Below are 24,095 nucleotides of genomic sequence, written 5' to 3' on the forward strand. Positions count from 1 at the left end.
GTCTCGATCATGTGCACCGGGATACGGATGGTGCGGGCCTGGTCGGCGATCGAACGGGTGATCGCCTGGCGGATCCACCAGGTGGCATAGGTCGAGAACTTGTAACCGCGGCGGTATTCGAACTTGTCCACGGCCTTCATCAGGCCGATGTTGCCCTCCTGGATCAGGTCCAGGAACTGCAGGCCGCGGTTGGTGTACTTCTTGGCAATGGAGATGACCAGGCGCAGGTTGGCCTCGACCATTTCCTTCTTGGCCTTGCGCGCCTTGGCTTCGCCGTAGGCCATGACGCGGCTGATTTCCTTCAGCTCGTCCAGGCTCAGCTGGGTGTCCTTCTCAAGGTCGATGGTGGCCTGCTGTTCGGCAACGATCTGGTCCTTGACGTCACGCAGGGCCGACGACCACTTCTGCTTACGCTTGATCGCGTCTTCCACCCACTCCAGATTCGTCTGATTGCCTTCCCACGAGCGGATGAAATCCTTACGCGGCATGCGGGCGGTGATGGTGGCCAAGTGCAGCACGCGGCGCTCCTGCGACTTGACCTGGGCCATGGTGTCGCGCAGCAGGCGCACCAGTACGTCGGTCAGCGGCAGCGGCAGCTTCAGGGTCACGAAGGTGGCCGAGATCTCCTCGCGCAGCTTGGCCTGGGCCTTGCTGTCACCCTTGGCGTGTGCCTTCTTGAACTTGGCCAGGTCGGTGGCCAGCTGCTCCATGCGGGCAGCCACTTCCAGCGGGTCCGGACCGGTCGGGCCGGCTTCTTCCTCGACGTCGTCGCCGTCGTCGTCTTCGTCGCCGTCGGCATCAGCATCGTCGCTGGTGTCCTCGGCCACGGCCGGGGCGGGTTCTTCCTCGACCAGGTCGTTGAAGCCGACGATCACTTCGGCCAGGCGCTTCTTGCCTTCCTTGTGTGCTTCGTAATCGGCCAGCACCGACTCAACGGCCAGCGGGAAGGTGCCCAGTGCAGCCTGCACCTGGCCCAGGCCTTCCTCGATGCGCTTGGCGATGGCGATTTCGCCTTCGCGGGTCAGCAGCTCCACCGTGCCCATTTCGCGCATGTACATGCGCACCGGGTCGGTGGTGCGGCCACCTTCGGTGTCCAGTGCGGTCAGTGCAGCAGCGGCTTCTTCCGCGGCGGTGTCATCGACTTCACGGTTGCCGGTGTTGCCGTCGCTGAGCATCAGCGTGTCGGCGTCGGGGGCAACTTCATGGACGTCGATGCCCATGCCGGTGATCAAACCGATGATGTCTTCGATCTGCTCCGGGTCGACCATGTCGTCGGGCAGGTGATCGTTGACTTCGGCGTAGGTCAGGTAGCCCTGTTCCAGGCCCTTGCTGATCAGGAGCTTGATGTCGTTTTGCTGGGCAGGACGTTCGTTGGCCATGTAATGCTCGCGCCACCGGCGATTGTGAATATAGGGAACCTAGCATTATACCAGCGCAGCATAGCGCTTGCCGTGGCGGTGGGTTCACGGCGCGTCATGGTCTGAGCAGAAAGGTCACAGGCCCGTCGTTGATCAGGCTGACAACCATATGGGCACCGAACTGCCCGGTTTCCACCCCTGCGGCGTGTTTTTCACGGCAGATCGCCACCAATTGATTGAAAAGCCGTTCAGCCTCGGCCGGCGGCGCGGCACTGGTGAAGCTCGGGCGCATGCCCGAGCGGGTGTCGGCGGCCAGGGTGAACTGGCTGACCAGCAGCAAACCACCGCCGGTATCCCGCAAGGAACGGTTCATCTTGCCGGCATCGTCGGCGAAAACACGGTAACCCAGCAGCCTGTCAGCCATCCGCGACAGCATCGCCGGTTCGTCGCCCGGCTCCACCCCCACCAACGCCAGCAGGCCGGGGCCGATCTGCCCCACCACCGCGTCATCAACCGTGACCGAGGCCTGGGTAACACGCTGGATCAGGCAAAGCATGGGTAACTCCTGCAAGGGGGCCGGGCACCATAGCACCGGGCGCCAGCGGCTAAACTTGGGCCGATGAAACCGCAATCCACCGCCAAGCTCTATTACCGCCTTGCCAGCGCCCTCACCCACCTGCCCTGGTCCTGGCAGCGGACGCTGGCCGATACCGTGGCCTGGCTGTGGCGCCGTATCAATGCCCGCGAAAGCCGGGTGACCCGGCGCAACCTGGAGCTGGCCTTCCCCGAACTGGGCGCTGCACAGCGCGCGCGCCTGCACCGCGAGGTGCTGCGCACCACTGCCCGCCAGGCCCTGGAAACGCTGTACCTGTGGACCCACGACCCGGCCCGCAACCTGTCCCGGCACCTGCGCGAACGCCATGGCGAAGCGCTTTACGACGCCGCGCTGGCATCAGGCAAGGGCGTGATCGTCATCGCCCCGCATTACGGCAACTGGGAGCTGCTGAACCAGTGGCTGGCCTCGCGTGGCCCGATCGCCATCGTCTATGCACCGCCGGAGAACCCGGTCGGTGATGAGTTTCTGCAGCTGTGCCGTGGCGGCGACAACGTCCGCCAGGTTCGCGCCGAGGGCCCGGCGGTGCGGCAGTTGTTCAAGGTAATCAAGGAAGGCGGCGCCACCGGCATCCTGCCCGACCAGCAACCCAAGAATGGCGATGGCGTGTTTGTACCCTTCTTCGGCATCCAGGCCCTGACCATGACCCTGGTCAACCGCCTGGCCGAGCGCACCGGCGCCACCCTGCTGTATGGCTGGTGCGAACGCACCGGGCCGGATCTCGATTTCGCCCTGCATATCGAACCGGCCGAAGCGCAGATCGCCGACCCCGACCTGCAGCTGGCTGCGGCCACCCTCAGCAGCGGCATCGAGCGCATCGCCCGCCGCGACCCGGCGCAGTACCAATGGACCTACAAGCGCTACACGCTGCGGCCACCGGGCAGCGGTGAAACCGACCCCTACGCCACCGCCCGTCACCCGCACTGAACCCGCCCCTGCAACACTGCGTCACCGGTGCCGTTGGATTGATTCAACGGCCAGCGGCCCCCATAAGGTTCCAGATGAACAGCCCCAGCTCCGCCAGCCCGTCCTACTTTGGCCAGACCGCCGCCATCCGTTGCGAGCGCGCCGCCGCCGAGCTGCGCGCCGGGCGCCCGGTGGTGATCAGCGACGGGCCGCGCCGGCTGGCCAGCATTGCCCTGGACAGCAGCTCGCCGGAGGGCTTTGCCGCCTTTGCCAGCGCGGCCGGCAACCGCCATTACCTGTTCCTCACCGCTGCGCGCGCGCAGACCTTGGGGATCACTGCCGCCAACGGCATCCGCATCCCGTTGGCCGGCCGCGATTTCGCCGAGCTGCCAGCCCTGGCCTATCTGCGCGACGCCACTGCACCGGCCGGCGCGCACCCCGATGGCGATGCCCTGGATGCCGCCTCGGTGGAAGTGGCACGGCTGGGCCTGCTGTTGCCGGCCATGGTGTCGGTGGAACTGGATGCAGCACCCAGCCCCTTCGATGACTGCCTGCAGCTGGATACCGCCGCCCTTGCCGAAGGTGCAGGCCAGGCCGGCCAGGATTACGAACTGGTGACCCGCTCGCCGGTGCCGCTGCGCGATGTCGGCATGAGCGAGTTCGCGGTGTTCCGCGGCGGTGTCGCCCAGCGCGACCAGGTGGCGGTGATCGTCGGCAACCCGGACATGGGCGGCATCGTGCCGGTGCGCGTGCACTCGTCCTGCCTCACCGGCGACCTGTTCGGCTCGCTCAAATGCGATTGTGGCGACCAGCTGCGGCGCGGCCTGCGCACGCTCAAGGAACTGGGCGGCGGCATCCTGCTGTACCTGGACCAGGAAGGCCGCGGCACCGGCATCGCCGCCAAAATGCGCGCCTATGGCTACCAGCACGAAGGCCTGGACACCATCGACGCCGATGCGCAACTGGGCTTTGGCGCCGACGAACGCCGCTATGGAAGCGCGGTGGCAATGCTGCGTGCACTGGGCGTACAGCGCATCCAGCTGCTGACCAACAACCCCACCAAAGTGCAGCACCTGCGCAAGGCCGGCATCGAAGTCGTCGGCTGCGTGCCGGTCACCGGTGAAATCACCCACGAGAACGAGCAGTACCTGCGTACCAAGGCCACACGCGCCGGCCACCATCTGGATGTGGACGCGCTGATCATGGCAGCGCAGTAGCCGGCCTTCCCGTGGCAGCGCGACAAGCCGCGAAACCCATGGGGCACCCGCCGCGTACTGCTGCGCCGTGGTGCTGACAACAGGCGGGCAGCGGCTTTCCGTGGGCAGCAGCCCTCCATGCGTCGCGGCGGGTACCGCCGCCTACCGCTGACTGGGCAGGCGTTATATCGTCTGCGCATGATTGAAACCCCTGCCCTCCCCGACGCACCTCCTTCCGACGACAACCCGTGGCAGCCGCTGCCACCCCGTGGCGCCGTATTCGCAGCGGTCGGCGCGGCGCTGAGCATGGGCCTGCTGTTTGCAGTGAGCTGTCTGGTGCTGATGCTGGTGGCCCGCCAAACCCACTGGTTGCTGGCCCCGATGGTGGCAGGCCTTGGCGGTGCCCTGCTCGGCGCCTGGTTTGGCTGGCGCCGCCACCGGCTCACCTTCTGGCGGCTGGACGCACAATCGCTGGGCGTACGCCGCGGCCATATGTGGCAGAGCGAAAGCCAGGTGCCGGTGTCGCGCGTGCAGCACCTGGACCTGCGCCGCGGCCCGCTGGAACGCATGGCCGGGCTGGCGACGTTGGTCGTGCATACCGCCGGCAGCCGCATGAACACCGTGGCGGTGGCCGGGTTGGCAAAGGCCGATGCCGAACGCCTGCGTGACCGCCTGGCACGCCAGCTCGACCACGACGACGACGCCCTGTGAGCACCCCGCCCCCGCCGCTGCCGGGCGAAGAACAACGCCTGCACCCCTGGTCCTGGCTGTTCGCCCTGCAACAGCAGGTGCAGCAGTTCCTGCTGCCGCTCGTGGCGCTGGTTGTATTTGGCAGCCGCAGTGACGACGACCTGCCCTACCACCACTGGATCAGCGCTGCGATCGTGCTGGCGCTGGTGGTCAGCGCCGTGCTGCAGTACCTGAGCTACCGCTACTGCATTGGCGAGGATGCGCTGAGCATCCGCAGTGGCATCTTCGAACGTACCCGGCGCGAGATCCCGTTTGCGCGCATCCACAACGTGGTGGTCCACCAGAACCTGCTGCACCGGCTGTTCGGCGTGGCCGAGCTGCGCCTGGAATCGGCCGGTGGCGACAAGCCGGAAGCGGAGATGCGTGTGCTCAAGCTGGCGCAGGCGCTGGAGCTGGAGCGGCTCATCCGCCAGCGTGGCAGCGATGCGCCGCTGCATGCCGCGCTGGACCCACCCGCCGGCGACGTCCTGTTGCGCCTGCCCATCAGCGAGCTGGTGCGGCTGGGGCTGATCTCCAACCGCGCGATGGTGGTGGTGGCCGCCGCCATCGGTGCGGCCTACCAGTTGTTCCCGCGCCGGGTCACCTCCGACTTCATCGAAGAACACGGCCGCCAGGTCTTCGGCTATGCCAGCCAGCTGCAGCTGGGCACGTTGAGCCTGATCACCTCCAGCCTGCTGTTGCTGGCCTTTGCCCTGTTGCTGATGCAGTTGTTGTCGGTGGGCCTGGCCATCGTGCAGTACTACGGCTTCGGCCTGAGCGAGGCCGACAAGCGCCTGACCGTGGAACGCGGCCTGTTCACCCGCGTGCGCAGCAGCGTGGCCCGCCGCCGCATCCAGGCCTGGACCCTGCGCGAAGGCGCGCTGCACCGCCTGTTCAAGCGCCGCCAGCTGCGTGTGGACATTGCCAGTGGCGGCCAGCAGGAACAGGCCGGGCGCGCACTCAAGGAACTGGCACCGCTGGCCCCCCCGGCCAACTGCGATGCGCTGCTGCAGCACCTGCTGCCGCAGTTGCAGTGGCCGCCCGAACAGTGGCAGCCGGTAAGCCAACGCGGCTGGTGGCGGCTATGCCTGCCCGCGCTGGTGCTGATGCCCCTGCTGGCGGCGCTGCTGGTCCATGAAACCGACAGCCCCTGGGGGTTGTTGCCGCTGCTGTGGCTGCCATGGTCGGCATTCAAGGCCCACCGCCAGGTCACGCGCATCGGCTACAGCATCGATGCGCAGCGTGTGGCCATCCGCGGCGGCTGGTGGAACCGCTGGTGGCGGGTGGCCGAGCTGGACAAGCTGCAGGCATTGCGGCTGGACCGTTCGCCCTTGGATCGGCGGCTTGGCACCGCCACGCTGACCCTGGATACCGCCGGTGCAGCCGGTTCGCCGGCACTGCAACTGCGCTTTCTGGAGGAGGCGCAGGCGCGGGCGCTGATGACCCAGCTTGGGCGGGAAATGGCGCGGCGCAAGCTGCGCTGGTGAGGCTAAATAGCTTCCCCCTCTCCCGCCCCTTCGGGGCCCCCTCTCCCGCGAGGGGAGAGGGGTGGTATGCAGCGAGTTGAAGCATTGCCTGCAATTGCAGCTTTACCCCTCTCCCCTCGCGGGAGAGGGGGCCCCGAAGGGGCGGGAGAGGGGGCAACGCCCCCATGCACTCAAACCCGCGCCGGCCCCCAATAACCAATGCGCCTGCGCAGCTTGATCTTGCGCCACCAGTTGCGTGGCTTGGGCTTGCGGTTGCGGCCGCCCTTGGCGATGAAATCATCAATGGCCTGCAGGATGCGTTCGCTGGACTTGCCATCGCGGTACGGGTGCAACTGGTCGGCAAACTGACGTACCGCGGCCATCAGCTCCGGCGGCCGTGACAACGCGGTGCGGATGGCGCCTTCGAACTGTGCCGGGTCATCGATATCGATCAGCTGCGGGCCCGGACGGCGGTTCTTGAAGGTCACCACCGGCTTGTAGGTCAGCAGGAATTCGTTGAGCGCGGACGAGGTATCCGAGCACATCATGTCCACCTGCGGGAACAGGTCCAGGATGTTGTCGTCGTCGGCGAAGCGCAGGTAGGGGCCTTCGAGTGCGCGGTACTTGGCCACCACTTCCGGGTCCATCTTCGGATGGAACGTGACAATCCAACGCCACTCTCCCGTCTGCGACAGGCGCTTGATCTGGTCATACAGGATGCCGGCGGCACTCCACGACGGCGAGAAGGTGGAGTGGTACAGGATCACCGGCGGCTCACGGACCGGATCCGGCTGATCCTGCAGCTGGCTCATGAACGGGTCGATCTTGGGGAAGCCGGTTTCCACCACCGAAAAATGGCCAGCCTTCTCCGCCAGCTCCGAGAACGCGGCGGTATCGCGCGGGCCGGTGGTGCAGTACAGGTCAAAGAAGCCACGGATGTAGATATGGCGTGGCTTGCCAGCGTCGAAGCCATGGAAGGTCTCAACCTTCACACCGGGGAAGAAGTGCGGCACCGCGTTGGATGAGGTGATCACCGCGCAGGGGTTCCAGGCCCGTACCTGCTGCACGCTCAGCAGGGTTTCGTCAGCGGTCAGGTCCTCGGCGCCTGGGCCATCGAAGAACCAGGCGGCCTCGTCGCCACGCGCGCGGATCGCGGCCTGCAGCGGACGCAGAATGGCCAGCGCATAACGCTCGGACCCGTACAGCAGATAGTGGCGTGGCACGGCGGGGAACTCCTGAATATCCCGGATATGGCGCAATTATCGCATCGCCAGTGGAAGCCGTCGCTGCTAGGCTTGGCCCGGTTCCCCCGCCACCGATCACCATGCCCAGCCCAACCACCCCTGCGCCCAGCGCGCGCCAATGCCTGTCGGCCTGCATCATCGCCTTCAACGAGGCCGACCGCATCGGTGACTGCCTGGCCTCGCTGGCGTTCTGCGATGAGATCGTGGTGGTGGACTCGTTCTCCAGTGATGCCACCGTCGCCATTGCCGAAGCGGCAGGCGCACGCGTGGTGCAGCGGGCATTCACCGGGTTCCGCAGCCAGAAGGCATTCTGCGTGGAGCAGGCCAGCCACGACTGGGTGCTGTGCCTGGATGCCGACGAACGGGTGGATGCGCACCTGCGCGCGGCGATCGAGGCCGAGCGTGATGCCGGCTTTGTCCGCGCCGTGGGCTACCGCTTCGCGCGCTGCTCGGAGTACTTCGGGCGCTTCCTGCGCCACGGCACCGCTTATCCGGACCGCGTGCTGCGGCTGTTCGACCGCCGCCATGGCGGCTGGCGCGGCGATCGTGAGATCCATGAAGCGGTCGCCGTCGATGGTCCGGTTACCCTGCTGCCGGGCGACCTGCTGCATCATCCCTACCGCAGCTTCCTGCAGTTGCTGGACAAGAAGCAGAAATACGCCCGGATGATGGCCGAATACGAACACGCCAAGGGCAAGCGCGCCACCCTGGGCAAACTGGTGCTGGCCCCCAGTTGGCGCTTCTTCCGCAGCTACGTGGTCAAACGCGGCTTCCTTGACGGCTGGCCAGGCTTGATCGAAGCCTTTGTCAGCGCCAACTACGTGCGCCAGAAGACCATCATGCTGTGGCTGCTGAACAACCAGCAACCCTTGGTCGACCCACCCCGCGCTCAGCCCTGAGCTGCAGCCTGCCGCCGCCGTGCGACGCCCAGCAGCGACATGCCCGCCAACAGCCCCACCAGCGTCGTATAGACACTGGCGGTGATCTGGTGGGCAAACATCGATTGGGTCATTCCGCATAGCACGAAGGTGGCAACCAGCATGAGCCCCGCCGCGGCCGGCCCACGGAAGTCCGGTTCACCCCCAAGCCGATGCAGGTGTGCAAACAGCCACAGTGGCAGCCCGTAAACCAGCAACAACAACACGCTGCCAGGGATGCCCATGGTTGCCGACCATTCGGCCAGATCGTTGTGGGCATGGCCCAGGTCGCAGCGGGCCACCGCCACCGCCGGGGGACGGCACTCCGGCAAACGCTCCATGGCGGTATCGAAATGGCCGATACCAATGCCTGCCCAAGGCCGTTCACGCAGGGTGTCCCAGGCCACCTGCAAACGCTCCAGGCGGGCGCCGGCAGATGAATTCACATCCCCGCGCTCGATCCGCTGCACATCGCTGTGCAGCTCATCCAACCGGGTCATTTCACGCAGCTGGGGCACCGCCAGCACCAGCACCGCGGCAACGGCGACCATGGCTGCCAGTACCGCAAGGCGGAAGCGTCCGCTACGCCAGGGCACGCTCAGCGCCATCACCAGCAGCAGCAACAGCAGCGCCGGCCATACGCCGCGACTACCGCTGAGCAGGATCACAATGCCCCCCGCCAGCATTCCGACCACGATCAACCACCACTTGTGCGGGGGCCGGCACAGCACCAGCACCACCATCAGGACCAGCACGGTGTCCGCCAGCACGATGGCATTGGTCCATCCTTCGGCACGCTCCAGGCCACCAGCCACCTGCGCCAACGCCACCACCAGGGTCGCCACCAAGCCGGTCAACGCACCCCACCACAACGCACGTTGCGAGGGCCGCAATGCACACGCCCAGAGCATCGCCCATGGCATCACCAGGAACCGCGAGCGGTTGTCCACATCCTCCACCACCTGGTTGAAATGCCAGGCCGACCACACCCCCAGGACGATCACCGCCGCTGCCAGCATCGCCAACAAGCCCGCATAGGGCCGCGCTGCCGGCCGCGCGCGCCACAGGAAGTCCGCCCCACACAGGCTGCTGAGCAGCAGCAGCAGACCGAAAGGCAGCAGATTGGTCGGCGTGCTGAGTACCAGCGCTGGCAGCAGGAACACTGCCGCACTGGCCATGTGGTGAAGAACACGCCACCGGCCGCCCCCCAGGACGTGGAAACGTGGCGCAGCGGCAAGGGAAGGCGGAGGGGGCATTGGACGATTGGGCCGGCGCGGCCCGGAACGGTTTAGGAAAACTCTGCAGTTTTAGCAGATTCGGGCGCTTTTTCCGCCAATCCGCCTGTCAACCGCATGGCAGATCAATGCAGTGTTCACCAATGACCTTCGGGCCATGACAAAATGACGCCCGCCGAGCAACCGGGGGGACGCTTAGGCGGGCCCGGCAAAGCCATTCATCTGAGAAGAATAAATGCAGCGCATTCTGATTACCGGCGGCGCCGGTTTCCTGGGTTCCCACCTGTGCGACCGACTGGTCGCCGACGGGCACGACGTCCTCTGCGCCGACAATTTCTTCACCGGCAGCAAGCGCAATGTCGCGCACCTGATGGGGAATCCCAACTTCGAGCTGATGCGCCATGACGTCACCTTCCCGTTGTACGTGGAAGTTGACCGCATCTTCAACCTGGCCTGCCCGGCCTCGCCCGTGCACTACCAGCACGATCCGGTACAGACCACCAAGACCAGCGTGCATGGTGCAATCAACATGCTGGGCCTGGCCAAGCGCTTGAATGCCCGCATCCTGCAGGCCTCCACCAGCGAGGTCTATGGCGACCCGGAAGTCCACCCCCAGCAGGAAGGCTACTGGGGCCGGGTCAACCCGATCGGCCTGCGCAGCTGCTACGACGAAGGCAAGCGTTGCGCGGAAACCCTGTTCTTCGACTACCACCGCCAGCATGCGCTGGATATCAAGGTTGTGCGCATCTTCAACACCTATGGCCCGCGCATGCACCCCAATGACGGGCGCGTGGTCAGCAATTTCATCGTGCAGGCCCTGCGCGGCCAGGACATCACCATCTACGGCGACGGCAGCCAGACCCGCAGTTTCTGCTACGTCGACGACCTGATCGAAGTGATGACCCGCATGATGGACACCGAAAATGGCTTCACCGGCCCGGTCAACATCGGCAACCCCGGCGAATTCACCATGCTGGAACTGGCCGAGAAGGTCCTCAGCCTGGTCGGCGGCCGCTCACGCCTGGTTTACCAGCCCCTGCCCTCCGACGACCCGAAGCAACGCCAGCCTGACATCTCGCTGGCCAAGGAAAAGCTGGGCTGGGAGCCCAAGGTGTCGCTCGAGGACGGCCTGAAGGAAACCATCGCCTACTTCCGCACCCTGCTGGCCGAGGACAAGGCATGACCACCTTTGCGGTGGTCATCACCAACTACAACTACGCCAGGTTCGTGTTCGAGGCGGTGGAAAGCGCACTGGCGCAGACCCGCCCGGCGGCCCAGGTACTTGTGGTGGATGACGGCTCCACCGATGCGTCGCCGCAGATGCTGCGTGATCGCTACGGCAACGACCCGCGCGTGACCCTGTTGTTCGACAAGAACGAAGGCCAGCTGGCCGCGTTCCAGCGTGGTGTAGCAGCGGCCACCGCCGATGTGGTGTGCTTCCTGGATGCCGATGACCGCTGGAAGCCGGGCTATCTGGAAAAGATCGGCGCGGTCTACGATGCCCGACGCGACGTCGATTTCATTTTCAGCGACCTGCAGACCTTCGGCATCGACCAGATGGACATCCGCTACGAAAACAGCGGGCAGCCCATCGACCTGGGCTATACCGCGGTCAGCACCTATTTCCTGGTGCCCTGGTATGGCGCTCCCACCTCGGCCATCTCGCTGCGCCGCCACTGGGCCGAGAACGTGCTGGACCTGCCGCACAGCTTCCGCCGCCATTGGAAGCTTTGCGCGGATGCCTGCGTTGTGCATGGCGCCAGCATCATGGGTGCACGCAAGTACTACCTGCCCACCGGCTGCGTGGAATACCGCACCCACGGCAGCAATGGCTGGTGGGCCACCCGCCAGGACCCCAGCGCGATCTACCGCAACAACCTGCGCAACTACGGCATCGTCCGCCAGTACGCATGGCGGGTGGGCCTGGATGATGGCTGCAGCGTGCAGAGCAAGTACGAGTACCGCACCAAGCCCAACCCCACCCGCAAGGAACGCAAGCGCTATGCGTCCCTGGCGCTGCGTGGCAATGCTCCTTGGTGGAAGCGCTACGAGCGCGCGCTGGGAATCATCATGGGCCATCGCGGCCACAAGGGCTGATGGCGACGGTCCGCCGATGGCGGACCGTCTTGCCTGGCCGCAAGCTTAAATGCGGTGCCGGCGCAGGCGATGCGGAAGATTGTGCAGGAACCAGCGCAGGTTGAGACCTGCGCGATAGCCTTCGCGGGTAACCCAGCCCCACGGTCCGACGGCGGGCTTGGGCCCACGCCCAACCTGGATCGTCGATTCGAAGTCTTCATCGCTGCGCACCACGCCTGGCTTGAGCCCCAGGCATTCCACCCCGTGCAACCACGCCAGATCCATGTAGTCGTCCACCGGCAGGACCCAGCGCCGCGCGTGACGCAGCAGCTTTTCAGCGGCATCCGGGGTCAGGTAGTAACCCAGGGTGCATAGTGGACTGCGCCAATAGCGGTGCAGCACGAAATCACCGAACTGCAGCCAGGGCGTGCTGGGGCGATCACCGGCATGCAGGCGGAAGTAACCCACCTGCGCCGGCAGTTGTGGCAATGCCTGCAACAAATCGACAAACCGCGGCGATAGCTGGATGTCATCCTCCAGCACGATGATCGGTTCACCGCGCTGCACGCAGCGTTGCCACAGCAGGTAGTGGCTGGCCCAACAACCCAGCTCACCGGGCTTGAACGGACGGCCCTTGTTTGCCACCCGTCGACCCTCATCCACATGCGCGAACAGCGGATGGGGCTGGCGGCCGTTGACGGCCTCGAAGAATTCCAGCGTCAGTCCCAATGACACCGCTTGGCACTGCATGGACTCACGACGATCCACCGATGCAGGCAGATTGACGACATACAACGGCGGAGTGGACAGGGGAAGGGACATCAATGGACTCGGTGCAGGGCAACTGGAGCAGGCCAGCATTCTGCTGGCCTGGCCGGACAAGATCATTGCAACAAGGTAAGGCAGGACTGTCAGGAGTCCCCACTCTTGAGTAGCCGCGCATAGAAGAAACCATCGCCGCCCTGTTCGGCCGGCAGGCGCTGACGCGCGCCCGCCTGGTCATGCCCAAACGCGGCCGGTAGCGGCTGCACGCTGGCATCGGGGTGGCGCCGCAGGAAGCCCGCCACCTGCCCGGCGTTCTCCCGCTGCAGGATCGAGCAGGTCGAGTACAGCAGCACACCACCGGGGCGCAGCACCTGCCAAAGCGCATCCAGCAACCGTGCCTGCAGGGCGACCAGCGCATCAATATCCGCCGGGCGCCGATGCAGCAGCACATCGGGCTGGCGGCGAATGATGCCGGTTGCCGAGCAGGGTGCATCCAGCAGCACGGCATCGAAGGGCTGCCCGTCCCACCAGGCAGCCAGATCGGCGGCATCCACCGCCTGCACCGTCGCCTTTGCACCTACACCGGTACGGGCAAAGGTTTCACGGATACGCTGCAGGCGCCGCGCGTCCACGTCCAGGGCCAGCAGCTGCAGCGTGGGATCGCGTTCCAGCAGATGTGCCGATTTGCCGCCCGGCGCTGCACAGGCATCGAGCACCCGCGCACCCACTGCCGGGGCCAGCGCATCGGCCACCTGCTGGGCGGACAGGTCCTGCACCGACACCGCCCCTTGGGCGAACCCCGGCAGACTGCCGACCGGTACCGCCTGTGGCAGTTGCAGCGCGTCGGCGCTGAGCACCTCGCTCACCGCCCCGATACCCGCCTGCGCCAGCAGCTGCGCATAGGCTTCGCGGTCGTGCTGTTGCCGGTTCACCCGCAGCCACAGCGGCGCGGGCTGCAGGCTGTTGGCGATGATGGCTTCGGCCTGCTCCGGCCAATCGTGCCTGACCTGCTGCAGCAACCAGTGCGGCCAGGCATCTTCAGCGCGCGCTTCGGCAAAGCCCTCGCGCTGGGCACGCCGCAGCACAGCGTTGACCAGACCGGCCTGGCGCTCACGCCCCAGCGCACGTGCTGCTTCCACGGTGGCGGACAACGCCGCATGCGCAGGCAGCTGCAGGGCATCAAGCTGGGCGAACCCGGCCATCAGCAAGCCGCGCAGGTCCACGTCACGCGGCCCCAATGGCTTCTGCAGCCAGGTCGCCAGCGCCTGCTCGTAGACAAAACGACGGCGCAGCGCGGCAAAGCAGATCGCCTCCAGCAAAGCGCGATCGCGGCTGTCTTCCAACCGCGGCAGCGCCAAGGCCAACTCCGCCTTCAGCGAGCGCCCCTTGCCCAGCACGGCAGCCAGCACCTTGGCCGCCAGTGCCCGGGTCTGTACGCCCGGCACCTGCGGACTGCCTCCTTTGCCGGCCCAGGGAGAGGTCGTTTTCGCCACCCCTCAGCCCTCGACCCGCAGATCACGGCGGGCGTTGAGATAGTCGGCCGCAGTGATCGCCTTGCCGCCCTCACGCTGCACAACGCGCAAGCGCAATGCGCCTTCCCCGCAGGCGATGTCGATGCCTTCGCGTGAGGCGCCGATCACGGCCCCCGGCGCTTTGCCCAGGTTGTCGGCGATGGCCACCGCGCCGTGGATGCGCACACGTTCCCCCGCCAGGCTGGCCTCGGCCACCGGCCAGGGATTGAAGGCACGCACGGTGCGCGCCAAGGCGGCCGCGTCACGGCTCCAATCCAGACGCGCCTCGGCCTTGTCCAGCTTGTGCGCGTAGGTCACCCCGGCTTCCGGCTGCACCTGCGGCACCGGCTTCAGGCCGGCACGCAACAAGCCCAGGCCGTCGGACAGCACCTGCGCGCCCATCTGCGCCAGACGATCATGCAACTGCCCGCCGGTGTCGGTATCACTGATGGGGGTGTGCTGGCGCAGCAGCACCGGACCGGTGTCCAGGCCCGCCTCCATCTGCATCAGGCAGACGCCGGTTTCGGCATCACCGGCCTCGATCGCGCGCTGGATCGGTGCCGCCCCACGCCAACGCGGCAGCAGCGAGGCATGTACGTTCCAGCAGCCGTGGGTGGGGATGGCCAGCACTGCCTTGGGCAGGATCAGGCCATACGCCACCACGATCATCAGGTCCGGCTGCAGATCGCGCAGCTGTTGCTGGGCCTCGGGTGTCTTCAGGGATTCCGGCTGGAACACCGGGATACCCCGTGCGATCGCATCCAGCTTGACCGGTGATGGCATCAGCCCGCGACCACGGCCCGCCGGACGGTCGGGCTGCGTATAGACAGCCACCACTTCATGCTGGCGCGCAGCAGCAGCCAGCGAGGCAACGGCAAATTCCGGGGTACCGGCAAAGATGATTTTCATTGGGTGGGAATTCGCTGTTCGGGATTCGGGATAGGCAAACGCAACCCAACGGCAGCTGCGGCCAATCGCGAATCAAAAAAGGAGCGTGCAGGCAAGGATGCAGGACAGAGCGCCAGGACATCAGGGAGGCGCGGCACAGCCTGTTGCAGCCAATCCCCGGTCCCGACTCCCCGATCCCGCCCTTGAATCAAGCAACGTGCTTGCGCGACTTGGCCAGCTTCTTGCGCACCATCTCGCGCTTCAGCGGCGACAGGTAGTCAATGAACAGCTTGCCATCAAGGTGGTCCATCTCATGCTGCACGCAGGTGGCCAGCAGGCCATCGGCCGCCAGTTCCTGCTGCTTGCCCTCACGGTCGAGGAAGCGCACGACGATGGAATCGGCACGAGTGACATCAGCGTAGATGCCAGGTACCGACAGGCAGCCCTCCTGATAGACACGGCCGCCTTCGCTGGCGCTGGCAATCTGCGGGTTGATGAACACCATCGGCGCGTCACGCTCCTCGCTGACGTCGATGACCATGAAGCGCTTGTGCACGTCGACCTGGCTGGCGGCCAGGCCGATGCCCGGCGCTTCGTACATGGTCTGGAACATGTCGTCGAGCAGTTGCTGGAACGCCGGCGTGGTCACTTCGGCGGCATCAACGAGCGCCGCCTTGGTGCGCAACCGAGGGTCGGGGAATTCGAGAATGGGCAGGAGGGCCATAGCAATACCTGTGGGGATGCCGCTTAAACCGGCAAGATGTCCCAATTCTACCGCTTGCGCTTGCCCGGCGCGCCCATTTCTGCAATATAGTGCGCCAACCTGTTGGGGAATCAGGCAGATCGCAACCATGTTGAAACAAATACGTACGGTCGCCGCCGCGGCGCTGCTGACCGTGACGACCTATGCTGTCGCCGTGGAAATGAACGGTTCGCACCCTGACACCTATGTGGTGCGCAAGGGCGATACGCTGTGGGATATATCGGCACGTTTCCTGAAGAAGCCGTGGCTTTGGCCGGAGATCTGGCAAGCCAACCCGCAGGTGAAGAATCCGCACCTGATCTACCCGGGCGATATCCTGAGCCTGGCCTACCTAGACCGCGTGACCGCCCAGCCCGGCCCACGCCAGGAAGCCCCAATCAATGCCATACCGCTGGCTGATGTCGAACCCTTCCTGAAGAACCTGAACATCGTCGACAGCTTCAAGGAACTGCCGTACGTGGTCGGGCTGGAAGAAGACCGCCTGCGTGCCAGTGCCGGCCAGCTGGCGTATGTCGTGGGCCTGCAGGGCACGCAGCCGGGCCAGCGTTACATGGTTGTGCGGCCGACGGTCAGCTACAGCCAGCCCAAGCCCAGCACCGACCTGGAAGTCCGTGGCAACACGCTGCCGGGCCAGGGCAACCTGTGGAAGGACTACGTTGCCAGCAGTGATCGCAATGAGTTCCTTGGCTACGAACTGGCCCAGGTCAACATCGGCACGGTGACCAAGGTCGGTGCCGACCAAGGCCAGGCCTCGACCCTGCGCCTGGAAGACAGCGGCCGCGAAGTACGCGCCGGTGATCGCCTGGTGCCGGTCCAGGCCCAGCCGTATGACCTGCAGTTCATCCCGCACGCGCCGGCCAGCAACCCGCTGCCGGGCCATATCCGTGTGCTGGCGGTGACCGACACCCTGACCTCGGGTGGCCCGCGTGATGTCATTGCCATCTCCGCAGGTGCACGCGAAGGCATCGACAACGGCACGGTGTTCTCGATCTGGCGCAGCGGCAGCCATGTCAGCGACCGCGTGGGTCGTCGCGACAGCTCGCGTATCGACAGCAGTTTCCACGACGGCGTTGGCCGGGTGGCGCTGCCTGAGGAATATGCCGCCCATGCCATGGTATTCCGTACCTTCGACAAGGTCAGCTATGCGCTGATCATGGAAGGCAACAAGCCGGCCCGCGTGGGCTACGAGCTGAAGCATCCGGACGCACAGTAAGCGTACAAGCCTGATAGACCGTGACAACGGCGCCCGAGGGCGCCGTTGTCATGTTGGCCTGATGCTGCCAAGCCATGACAGCCTCTTCCGAAATGTGGCGAACCGACGCACAGGCCCTGCTGATACTGGTGCTGGCAGGCGGCCCTTTGCTGCCGCTGCGGCAACTGCTGGATCAGCTGGGTGATGCCACGGCGGTGCTGGCAGCCGGTGCCGCCACCTGGCGCGCGGCCGGCTGCGCAGCGGATCAATGCCACGCCCTTGCCCACCCGGACCCGGCAGCCCTGGCACGTGGGCTCAGCTGGCTGGCTGCGCCCGGCCACCAGCTGCTGGGCTGGGCCACCGCCGACTACCCACCTTTGCTGGGCCAGGCCCCCAATCCACCCGTCGCATTGTTCGTGGACGGCAACCCCGGCGTGCTCTGGCAACCCGCCATCGCCGTGGTCGGCAGCCGCAACCCCAGCGCCGGCGGCCGCGATATCGCCCACCATCTGGCCGCTGAGCTGGCCCGCTGCGGCCTGACCGTCGCCAGCGGACTGGCCGCCGGCATCGACGCTGCGGCCCACCGTGCAGCGATGGCCGCAGCAGCGCCGAGCTATGCCGTCATCGGCACCGGACCGGACATCGCCTACCCGCGCCACCACCGCCAACTGCAGGCCGAGCTGGCCGCGCACGGCGCCGTGGTCAGCGAATACGCGCCCGGCACGGTGCCACGCAGCGGCCAGTTCCCCGCACGCAACCGCCTGCTGGCGGCCTTGACCCTGGGGACGGTGGTGGTCGAGGCCGCCGAACGCTCTGGCGCCCTGCTGACCGCACGCCTGGCCAGCGAGGCCGGCCGCGAGGTATTCGCGGTGCCCGGCTCCATCCATAACCCCATGGCCCGCGGTTGCCACCGTCTGATCCGCGACGGTGCCACATTGGTGACACATGCCGACCACATTCTTGAAGGCGTGGCCAATCTGGCTGGCGAACTGGGCAACGCCTTGCAAAACCGCTTGCACACCCCCATCTCGACCGCAGTGACCGGGCCCTCCCCGGTCCCGGACCTGCCGGACCCGGACTACCAGCGATTGTGGGAAGCACTGGGCCATGACCCAACCGGTATGGATTCACTGATCGAGCGCTCTGGATTGACGGCCGCCAAGCTGTCATCCATGCTGCTGCTCATGGAACTGCAAGGGAGCGTGTCGTCCGCACACGGACGCTACAGCCGCACCTGAGGGTTCCTTCACCTCCACAGCGCCGTTGGCGCAGGCCGAGGGGCAATGAAAGAGAGCATCCTGGACGTCCTGCTGTACCTGTTTGAACATTATTTCAGCGAGGATGCCGATCTCATCCGAGACCGCGACTCGCTCCAGAACGGCCTGATCCAGGCCGGTTTCAGTCCCACCGAAATCAGCAAGGCCTTCGACTGGCTCGATGCCTTGGCCGAACAGCGCCCGGCAGTCGCACGGCCCCGCGTTGACGGGCCCGTACGCATTTTTCACGGCCCCGAGCTGGACAAACTGGACGTGGATTGCCGGGGTTTCCTCCTGTTCCTGGAACAGCATGGCATCCTCGACGCCGACCAGCGCGAGCTGGTGCTGGACCGTGCCATGGCCCTGGACCAGGATGAGCTGGACCTGGACGACCTCAAGTGGGTGGTGCTGATGGTGCTGTTCAACCAACCCGGTGCCGAAGCTGCCTACGCCTGGATGGAAACCCAGATGTTCATCGACGAACCCGAACCCCTGCACTGAGCCCACGCGGCATGCAGGGACGCATGAGGAAACCCACGTGAGCCAATGGTTCTACGCCGAAGGCAACCGCGAGCGGCGCGGTCCGCTGCCGTCTGAAAACATCATCGAACTGCACCGCTCCGGACGCATTGATGCCGATACCCTGCTATGGCGGGACGGTGCCGGCGATTGGCGTCCGTTGCGCGATTTTGCAGCCGAACTGGGCATCACCCCGCCTGCTGCCGATACCGATGCCCCGGCAAGCGCCGCCCCCATGCCACCGCCGCTGCAGCAGGTGCCCCGTTACCCTGCTGCGACGGCTCCGCCCAAGCAGGGCCTGTCCGGCTGCGCCATTGCCGCCATCATCGCTGCGGTTGTGGCAGTGATTGGCCTGGCCATTCTGGCAATCCTTGCCGCCATTGCCCTTCCCGCCTACAAGGACTACCAGCAACGTGCCAGGACCAGCATGGTCTACACCCAGCTGCAGCCCCTGAGCTCGGATATTGCCGGCTTCGCCGCCGCCAACGAACGTTGCCCGGTGAACGGCGAAGATGGCTTCGGCAGCCCCGAGAGCTATGCCAGCGGCAACCTCGGCAGCGTGCGCGTTGGCCGCTTCGAGGACGGTCACTGCGGGCTGGAAGCGCAGTTCAACAGCCCCCAGGAACCCGCCCTGCACGGCAAAACCCTCTGGCTCGACTACGATATGCAGGCCGCGACCTGGGAATGCAGCTCGGACGTGGATGACAAATACCTGCCAGCCAACTGCCGCGGCTGATTGCCGAAGGCGAAATTTTTCAGGGGAAACCGATGAGTGAGTGGTACTACGCCGATGCCCAGCGCGAGCGGCATGGCCCGGTCGAAGCCGGGGCGATCCGTGACCTGTTCCGCAAGGGTGAGCTCGACCTGACCACCCTGGTCTGGCGCGAAGGCATGTCGCAATGGCAGCCGCTGTCGGCGGCCGCCGAAGAACTGCAACTGCTGGTGACCGCACCGGCATCGGAAGGCATCGACCTGCGCGCGGATTACACCGCCATCGCCGACGGCAGCGCGGTGGCAGCTGCCGCGGCCGCGGCCGCTGATCGCCAGGCCTCGCCGTATGCCGCGCCCGGCACGGTAAGCCACGACTACAGCAACGTGGTGCACGGCGGCGAAGTGGTCCATGCCGGGCTGTGGCGTCGTTTTGCCGCCTCCATCATCGACAGCTTCGTCACCGGCATCCTGAGCTATGCGCTGCTGATCCCGCTGATGCTGGTGATGGGCGTGAGCATGGCCTCGCTGTCCGGTTCGGACGTCGCCAGCGCCGGCGTGATGGTCACCTTCTACACCCTCAACTACGCCATCAGCATTCTGGTACCGGCGGTCTATTTCGGCTGGATGTATTCCACCAGCAACATGGCCAGCCTCGGCAAGATGGCGGTCGGCATCAAGGTGGTACGCGGCAATGGCGAAGGCCTGACCTTCTGGCGCGGGTTCCTGCGCTATATCGCCCTGGTCCTGTTCACCGTGGTCACCTGTGGCCTGGGCGTGCTGATTTCCGGCCTGATGGTGGCCTTCACCCAGCGCAAGCAGGGTGTCCACGACATGGTCTGCGACACCCTGGTAGTGGACAAGTGGGCCTTCACCGACAACCCGGAGTGGCAGCAGCGCGGCTTGGGCACGGTCACCATCGTGGTGCTGTCGATCTTTGGTCTGCTGGCCCTGCTGGGCATCGTGGCGGTGCTGGCGGTGGTCGGTATCGCCTCGTCCAACTTCAACTGAAACGCCCGGGTGGCTTGACAGCGGCCACCCCGGCATGATTCCTCTAAATAAGGAACCAAGCTGAACGCCCGGGCCGCAACCCGGGCGTCGGCTTATGCACAACCCCCACATCGGCTTCACTATCGTCCCGGTTTAAGCCACCCTAGCGCCCCCCCACGGGCGTTCCGCCCCAAGAATGTACTGACATGCCCAAGCACCTGCTCATCGTCGAATCACCGGCCAAGGCCAAGACGATCAATAAATACCTCGGCAAGGACTACACGGTCCTGGCCTCGTATGGGCATGTGCGCGATCTGGTTCCCAAGGAAGGCGCGGTCGACCCCGAGAACGGGTTCGCCATGCGCTATGACCTGATCGAAAAGAACGAGAAGCACGTCGAAGCCATCGCCAAAGCCGCAAAGGGCGCCGATGACATCCTGCTGGCGACCGACCCGGATCGCGAGGGTGAGGCCATCAGCTGGCATATCGCCGAGATCCTGAAGCAACGCGGCCTGTCCGACGGCAAGCCAATGCAGCGCGTGGTGTTCACCGAAATCACCCCGCGTGCGATCAAGGAAGCCATTGCCCAGCCGCGCGAGATCGCCTCGGACCTGGTCGATGCCCAGCAGGCACGCCGCGCGCTGGACTACCTGGTCGGCTTCAACCTGTCGCCGGTACTGTGGCGCAAGGTGCAGCGCGGCCTGTCCGCCGGCCGCGTGCAGAGCCCGGCACTGCGCATGATCGTCGAGCGCGAGGAAGAGATTGAAGCCTTCATCTCGCGCGAGTACTGGAGCATCGAAGCCGCCTGTGCGCATCCTTCGCAGCACTTCAATGCCCGCCTGATCAAGCTGGATGGGCAGAAATTCGAGCAGTTCACCGTCACCGACGGCGACACTGCCGAGGCAGCACGCCTGCGCATCCAGCAGGCCGCGCAGGGCGCACTGCATGTCACCGATGTGGCCAGCAAGGAGCGCAAGCGCCGCCCCGCCGCGCCGTTCACCACCTCCACCCTGCAGCAGGAAGCCTCGCGCAAGCTCGGCTTCACCACCCGCAAGACCATGCAGGTGGCGCAAAAACTGTACGAAGGCGTGGCGATCGGCGATGAAGGCACGGTCGGCCTGATCTCGTACATGCGTACCGACTCGGTGAGCCTGTCGCAGGACGCACTGGCCGAGATCCGCGACGTGATCGCACGCGACTACGGCATCAGCGCGCTGCCGGACAAGCCCAACACCTACACCACCAAATCCAAGAACGCCCAGGAAGCCCACGAAGCCGTGCGCCCGACCTCGGCGTTGCGCACCCCGGCCCAGGTGGGCAAGTACCTGACCGACGACGAGCGCAAGCTTTACGAACTGATCTGGAAGCGCGCCGTTGCCTGCCAGATGATCCCGGCCACCTTGAACACCGTCAGCGTCGATCTGTCGGCCGGCAGCGAGCACGTGTTCCGCGCCAGCGGCACCACTGTGGTGGTGCCCGGCTTCCTGGCCGTGTACGAGGAAGGCAAGGACAGCAAGAGTGCCGAGGATGAGGACGAGGGCCGCAAGCTGCCGCTGATGAAGCCCGGCGACCGCGTGCCGCTGGACCGCATCCTGGCCGAGCAGCACTTCACCCAGCCGCCACCGCGCTACACCGAAGCGGCGCTGGTCAAGGCGCTGGAAGAGTACGGCATCGGCCGTCCGTCGACCTACGCCTCGATCATCCAGACCCTGCTGTTCCGCAAGTACACCGAGATGGAAGGCCGCAGCTTCAAGCCCACCGACGTCGGCCGCGCGGTCAGCAAGTTCCTGTCCAGCCACTTCACCCAGTACGTCGACTACGACTTCACCGCCAGGCTCGAGGACGAGCTGGATGCGGTGTCGCGCGGCGAGGAAGAGTGGGTGCCACTGATGGAGCGCTTCTGGGGCCCGTTCAAGGAACTGGTCACCGACAAAAGCGAATCGCTGGACCGCACCGATGCCGGCAGCGCGCGCGTGCTGGGCCCGGACCCGGTCAGCGGCAAGGACGTCACCGCCCGTATCGGCCGCTTCGGCCCGATGGTGCAGATCGGCACCGTCGATGACGAGGAGAAGCCCAAGTTCGCCTCGCTGCAGCCGGGCCAGAGCATCTATTCGATCTCGCTGGACGAAGCACTGAAGCTGTTCGACATGCCGCGCAAGCTCGGCGCCGACGCCAATGGCGAGGAAGTCACCGTCGGCATCGGCCGCTTCGGCCCGTTCGCCAAGCGCGGCAGCACCTATGCCTCGCTGACCAAGGAAGACGACCCCTACAAGATCGACCTGGCCCGCGCCATCTTCCTGGTCGAGCAGAAGGAAGAGATTGCCCGCAACCGCATCATCAAGGAGTTCGAAGGCTCGGACATCCAGGTGTTGAACGGCCGCTTTGGCCCCTATATCAGCGACGGCAAGATGAACGGCAAGATCCCCAAGGATCGCGAGCCGGCCTCGCTGACCCTGGCCGAGGCCGAGCAGTTCATGGCCGAGACTGGCAAGCCGGTACGCAAGGGATTTGGCGCCAAGAAGGCCGCCAAGAAGACCGCAGTGAAGAAGGAAGCGGCACCGAAGAAGGCCGCCGCGAAGAAGGCGCCGGCCAAAAAGGCGGCCACCAAGAAAGCCGCGACCAAAAAGACCGCTGCCAAGAAAGCCACCAAGAAGACCGTCGCCAAGAAGGCCGTGAAGACGTCGGCCGCGGACGACGCACCGCCGTTCTGACCCGCGTTTCCTTCTCCCTCCGGGAGAAGGTGCCCGAAGAGCCTGCCCCCGCGAAGGCGGGAGGACGGAAGAGGGTCGGCTCTGTGATGCTGCACTTCCTTCTCCCCCTGGGAGAAGGTGCCCGAAGAGCCCGCCCCCGCGATGGCGGGGGGCGGAAGAGGGTTGGCTACACTCCGGGAACAGGCCAAAAGGTCTTGCTCCAAGGCAGCCAACCGATCCCTCTATCCCCCTGCCCCTCCAACAGGCGGATAATCAGCAGCACCCGCAGCAGGCCGCCCACCGGGCGGCCTTTTGCGTCCCGTTTCGCGGGCTGCTGCGTAGCAAACGCAGCAGCCCACCACTGGTGCTGACCATGCTCGAACTCGACCTGCACAGCGTCGTCCCGGCCCTTCAAGCCGGCGGCGTGATCGCCTACCCGACCGAAGCGGTCTGGGGCCTGGGCTGTGATCCTTCCAACGAAACCGCAGTGATGAAGCTGCTGGCGCTGAAACAGCGCCCGGTCGAGAAAGGCATGATCCTGATCGCCGCCAGCCCGGCGCAGTTGGAAGGCTGGGTGCAGTTGGATGCCCTGCCCGCCGGTCGCCGGCAAGCGGTGCTGGAAAGCTGGCCAGGCGCCAACACCTGGATCGTCCCAGCCGGCCCGCGTGCCCCACGCTGGATCACCGGCGAGCACACCGGCATCGCCGTCCGGGTCACTGCCCATCCGCTGGTACAGGGCCTGTGCAAGGCCTGGGGCGGCCCGCTGGTATCAACCAGTGCCAACCTCGCCGGTGAGCCACCAGCACGCTCCCGCGAGCAGCTGGACCCTGCCCTGCTTGCCCTGCTGGATGGTCTTCTGGACGGTGCCACCGGCGGCCTGGCCCAGCCCACCCGCATTCGGGTGGCCGCCACTGGCGAAGTCCTGCGCGACTGAACAATCGTGCATGGGCTTCACCTGTAGAGCCGAGCCATGCTCGGCAAGGGCATTCACCGGTACAGCCTCAGCCGAGCATGGCTCGGCGCTACAGGGCGCTTCCAGCAATGCCTGAAAAGCCCCCTCCCAACCCTCCCCT

Annotated in this window: 22 protein-coding genes; 14 read left to right on the forward strand and 8 right to left on the reverse strand. The window is 65.9% G+C overall.

Translation table 11 applies throughout. The annotated features are described in order from the left end of the window. Both B2527_RS18205 and dtd read right to left on the reverse strand, forming a co-directional pair. Positions 1 to 1,379, reverse strand: a 1,379-nt coding sequence (locus B2527_RS18205; protein ID WP_293716873.1) for a sigma-70 family RNA polymerase sigma factor, incomplete at its 3' end; no start/stop codon positions are given. Between the two features lie 94 nt (positions 1,380 to 1,473). Next, complete coding sequence (dtd, locus tag B2527_RS18210) at positions 1,474 to 1,914, reverse strand: D-aminoacyl-tRNA deacylase (RefSeq protein ID WP_293716875.1); 441 nt, start codon at positions 1,912 to 1,914, stop codon at positions 1,474 to 1,476. Positions 1,915 to 1,977: 63 nt separating this feature from the next. Here dtd and B2527_RS18215 point away from each other — a divergent pair, with 63 nt between their 5' ends. From B2527_RS18215 to B2527_RS18230, 4 genes are all read left to right on the forward strand, one after another. Continuing rightward, the gene (locus tag B2527_RS18215; RefSeq protein WP_293716877.1) at positions 1,978 to 2,898 is read left to right on the forward strand and encodes a lauroyl acyltransferase; all 921 of its coding nucleotides are present in this window, start codon (positions 1,978 to 1,980) and stop codon (positions 2,896 to 2,898) included. A gap of 74 nt (positions 2,899 to 2,972) precedes the next feature. Further along, positions 2,973 to 4,094 (forward strand): GTP cyclohydrolase II RibA, encoded by a 1,122-nt coding sequence (gene ribA, locus B2527_RS18220; protein WP_293716879.1) that lies wholly within the window; start codon positions 2,973 to 2,975, stop codon positions 4,092 to 4,094. 177 nt (positions 4,095 to 4,271) lie between these two features. Continuing rightward, entirely contained in the window at positions 4,272 to 4,784 is a 513-nt protein-coding gene (locus B2527_RS18225) for a PH domain-containing protein (RefSeq protein ID WP_293716881.1), read from the forward strand. Then, positions 4,781 to 6,289, forward strand: coding sequence for a PH domain-containing protein (locus B2527_RS18230; protein ID WP_293716883.1), 1,509 nt, complete (start codon positions 4,781 to 4,783; stop codon positions 6,287 to 6,289). The genes B2527_RS18225 and B2527_RS18230 overlap by 4 nt, the downstream gene beginning before the upstream one ends. Before the next feature lie 170 nt (positions 6,290 to 6,459). Here the strand turns inward: B2527_RS18230 and B2527_RS18235 are convergent, their stop codons facing one another. Continuing rightward, positions 6,460 to 7,491: a CDP-glycerol glycerophosphotransferase family protein gene (locus B2527_RS18235; RefSeq protein WP_293716885.1), complete on the reverse strand. Its 1,032-nt coding sequence runs from the start codon at positions 7,489 to 7,491 to the stop codon at positions 6,460 to 6,462. Positions 7,492 to 7,592: 101 nt separating this feature from the next. Between B2527_RS18235 and B2527_RS18240 the strand changes: the two genes are divergently transcribed. Further along, positions 7,593 to 8,411: a glycosyltransferase family 2 protein gene (locus B2527_RS18240; protein WP_293716887.1), complete on the forward strand. Its 819-nt coding sequence runs from the start codon at positions 7,593 to 7,595 to the stop codon at positions 8,409 to 8,411. Here the strand turns inward: B2527_RS18240 and B2527_RS18245 are convergent. Continuing rightward, a complete protein-coding gene (locus tag B2527_RS18245) occupies positions 8,402 to 9,607 on the reverse strand; it encodes an O-antigen ligase family protein (protein WP_293716889.1) in 1,206 nt (401 codons plus the stop codon). The genes B2527_RS18240 and B2527_RS18245 overlap by 10 nt on opposite strands. Before the next feature lie 292 nt (positions 9,608 to 9,899). Here B2527_RS18245 and B2527_RS18250 point away from each other — a divergent pair, with 292 nt between their 5' ends. Both B2527_RS18250 and B2527_RS18255 read left to right on the forward strand, forming a co-directional pair. Further along, the gene (locus B2527_RS18250) at positions 9,900 to 10,847 is read left to right on the forward strand and encodes a UDP-glucuronic acid decarboxylase family protein (protein ID WP_293716891.1); all 948 of its coding nucleotides are present in this window, start codon (positions 9,900 to 9,902) and stop codon (positions 10,845 to 10,847) included. After that, on the forward strand, positions 10,844 to 11,761 hold the full coding sequence (locus B2527_RS18255; protein WP_293716893.1) for a glycosyltransferase family 2 protein: 918 nt from the start codon (positions 10,844 to 10,846) through the stop codon (positions 11,759 to 11,761). Before B2527_RS18250 ends, B2527_RS18255 begins: the two co-directional genes overlap by 4 nt. Positions 11,762 to 11,806: 45 nt before the next feature. Here B2527_RS18255 and B2527_RS18260 read toward each other — a convergent pair whose 3' ends face one another. The 4 genes from B2527_RS18260 to def all read right to left on the reverse strand — a co-directional run bounded on the left by B2527_RS18260 (position 11,807) and on the right by def (position 15,628). After that, positions 11,807 to 12,562 carry a glycosyltransferase family 25 protein gene (locus B2527_RS18260; RefSeq protein ID WP_293716895.1) on the reverse strand — a complete coding sequence of 252 codons (756 nt, stop codon included), beginning with the start codon at positions 12,560 to 12,562 and terminating at the stop codon, positions 11,807 to 11,809. A gap of 89 nt (positions 12,563 to 12,651) precedes the next feature. Beyond that, positions 12,652 to 13,950, reverse strand: coding sequence for a 16S rRNA (cytosine(967)-C(5))-methyltransferase RsmB (gene rsmB, locus B2527_RS18265; RefSeq protein ID WP_293716897.1), 1,299 nt, complete (start codon positions 13,948 to 13,950; stop codon positions 12,652 to 12,654). A 51-nt stretch (positions 13,951 to 14,001) separates the two neighbouring features. Then, positions 14,002 to 14,925, reverse strand: coding sequence for a methionyl-tRNA formyltransferase (gene fmt, locus B2527_RS18270; RefSeq protein WP_293716898.1), 924 nt, complete (start codon positions 14,923 to 14,925; stop codon positions 14,002 to 14,004). A 187-nt stretch (positions 14,926 to 15,112) separates the two neighbouring features. Then, positions 15,113 to 15,628 (reverse strand): peptide deformylase, encoded by a 516-nt coding sequence (gene def, locus B2527_RS18275; RefSeq protein WP_293716900.1) that lies wholly within the window; start codon positions 15,626 to 15,628, stop codon positions 15,113 to 15,115. A gap of 127 nt (positions 15,629 to 15,755) precedes the next feature. Here def and B2527_RS18280 point away from each other — a divergent pair, with 127 nt between their 5' ends. The 7 genes from B2527_RS18280 to B2527_RS18310 all read left to right on the forward strand — a co-directional run bounded on the left by B2527_RS18280 (position 15,756) and on the right by B2527_RS18310 (position 23,956). Continuing rightward, complete coding sequence (locus tag B2527_RS18280; protein WP_293716902.1) at positions 15,756 to 16,880, forward strand: LysM peptidoglycan-binding domain-containing protein; 1,125 nt, start codon at positions 15,756 to 15,758, stop codon at positions 16,878 to 16,880. 74 nt (positions 16,881 to 16,954) lie between these two features. After that, positions 16,955 to 18,097, forward strand: coding sequence for a DNA-processing protein DprA (dprA, locus tag B2527_RS18285; protein WP_293716904.1), 1,143 nt, complete (start codon positions 16,955 to 16,957; stop codon positions 18,095 to 18,097). 45 nt (positions 18,098 to 18,142) lie between these two features. After that, positions 18,143 to 18,616 (forward strand): DUF494 family protein, encoded by a 474-nt coding sequence (locus tag B2527_RS18290; RefSeq protein ID WP_293716906.1) that lies wholly within the window; start codon positions 18,143 to 18,145, stop codon positions 18,614 to 18,616. 37 nt (positions 18,617 to 18,653) lie between these two features. After that, on the forward strand, positions 18,654 to 19,370 hold the full coding sequence (locus tag B2527_RS18295; protein WP_293716908.1) for a pilin: 717 nt from the start codon (positions 18,654 to 18,656) through the stop codon (positions 19,368 to 19,370). A 32-nt stretch (positions 19,371 to 19,402) separates the two neighbouring features. After that, the gene (locus B2527_RS18300; protein WP_293716910.1) at positions 19,403 to 20,353 is read left to right on the forward strand and encodes an RDD family protein; all 951 of its coding nucleotides are present in this window, start codon (positions 19,403 to 19,405) and stop codon (positions 20,351 to 20,353) included. Between the two features lie 185 nt (positions 20,354 to 20,538). Continuing rightward, positions 20,539 to 23,043 carry a DNA topoisomerase I gene (locus B2527_RS18305; protein WP_293716912.1) on the forward strand — a complete coding sequence of 835 codons (2,505 nt, stop codon included), beginning with the start codon at positions 20,539 to 20,541 and terminating at the stop codon, positions 23,041 to 23,043. A gap of 352 nt (positions 23,044 to 23,395) precedes the next feature. Continuing rightward, positions 23,396 to 23,956 (forward strand): Sua5/YciO/YrdC/YwlC family protein, encoded by a 561-nt coding sequence (locus B2527_RS18310; RefSeq protein WP_293716914.1) that lies wholly within the window; start codon positions 23,396 to 23,398, stop codon positions 23,954 to 23,956. Positions 23,957 to 24,095: the final 139 nt, after the last annotated feature.

Source organism: Stenotrophomonas sp. UBA7606 (genome assembly GCF_002477705.1).
GTDB lineage: Bacteria > Pseudomonadota > Gammaproteobacteria > Xanthomonadales > Xanthomonadaceae > Stenotrophomonas.

Coding starts and splice junctions, on each gene's coding strand:
- B2527_RS18255 (WP_293716893.1), top strand. CDS start 10,844: ATGACCACCTTTGCGGTGGTCATCACCAACTACAACTACGCCAGGTTC.
- B2527_RS18310 (WP_293716914.1), top strand. CDS start 23,396: ATGCTCGAACTCGACCTGCACAGCGTCGTCCCGGCCCTTCAAGCCGGC.
- B2527_RS18245 (WP_293716889.1), bottom strand. CDS start 9,607: ATGGCCAGTGCGGCAGTGTTCCTGCTGCCAGCGCTGGTACTCAGCACG.
- B2527_RS18300 (WP_293716910.1), top strand. CDS start 19,403: ATGAGTGAGTGGTACTACGCCGATGCCCAGCGCGAGCGGCATGGCCCG.
- dtd (WP_293716875.1), bottom strand. CDS start 1,914: ATGCTTTGCCTGATCCAGCGTGTTACCCAGGCCTCGGTCACGGTTGAT.
- B2527_RS18215 (WP_293716877.1), top strand. CDS start 1,978: ATGAAACCGCAATCCACCGCCAAGCTCTATTACCGCCTTGCCAGCGCC.
- fmt (WP_293716898.1), bottom strand. CDS start 14,925: ATGAAAATCATCTTTGCCGGTACCCCGGAATTTGCCGTTGCCTCGCTG.
- B2527_RS18280 (WP_293716902.1), top strand. CDS start 15,756: ATGTTGAAACAAATACGTACGGTCGCCGCCGCGGCGCTGCTGACCGTG.
- dprA (WP_293716904.1), top strand. CDS start 16,955: ATGACAGCCTCTTCCGAAATGTGGCGAACCGACGCACAGGCCCTGCTG.
- B2527_RS18290 (WP_293716906.1), top strand. CDS start 18,143: ATGAAAGAGAGCATCCTGGACGTCCTGCTGTACCTGTTTGAACATTAT.
- ribA (WP_293716879.1), top strand. CDS start 2,973: ATGAACAGCCCCAGCTCCGCCAGCCCGTCCTACTTTGGCCAGACCGCC.
- def (WP_293716900.1), bottom strand. CDS start 15,628: ATGGCCCTCCTGCCCATTCTCGAATTCCCCGACCCTCGGTTGCGCACC.
- B2527_RS18240 (WP_293716887.1), top strand. CDS start 7,593: ATGCCCAGCCCAACCACCCCTGCGCCCAGCGCGCGCCAATGCCTGTCG.
- B2527_RS18260 (WP_293716895.1), bottom strand. CDS start 12,562: ATGTCCCTTCCCCTGTCCACTCCGCCGTTGTATGTCGTCAATCTGCCT.
- B2527_RS18225 (WP_293716881.1), top strand. CDS start 4,272: ATGATTGAAACCCCTGCCCTCCCCGACGCACCTCCTTCCGACGACAAC.
- B2527_RS18305 (WP_293716912.1), top strand. CDS start 20,539: ATGCCCAAGCACCTGCTCATCGTCGAATCACCGGCCAAGGCCAAGACG.
- B2527_RS18250 (WP_293716891.1), top strand. CDS start 9,900: ATGCAGCGCATTCTGATTACCGGCGGCGCCGGTTTCCTGGGTTCCCAC.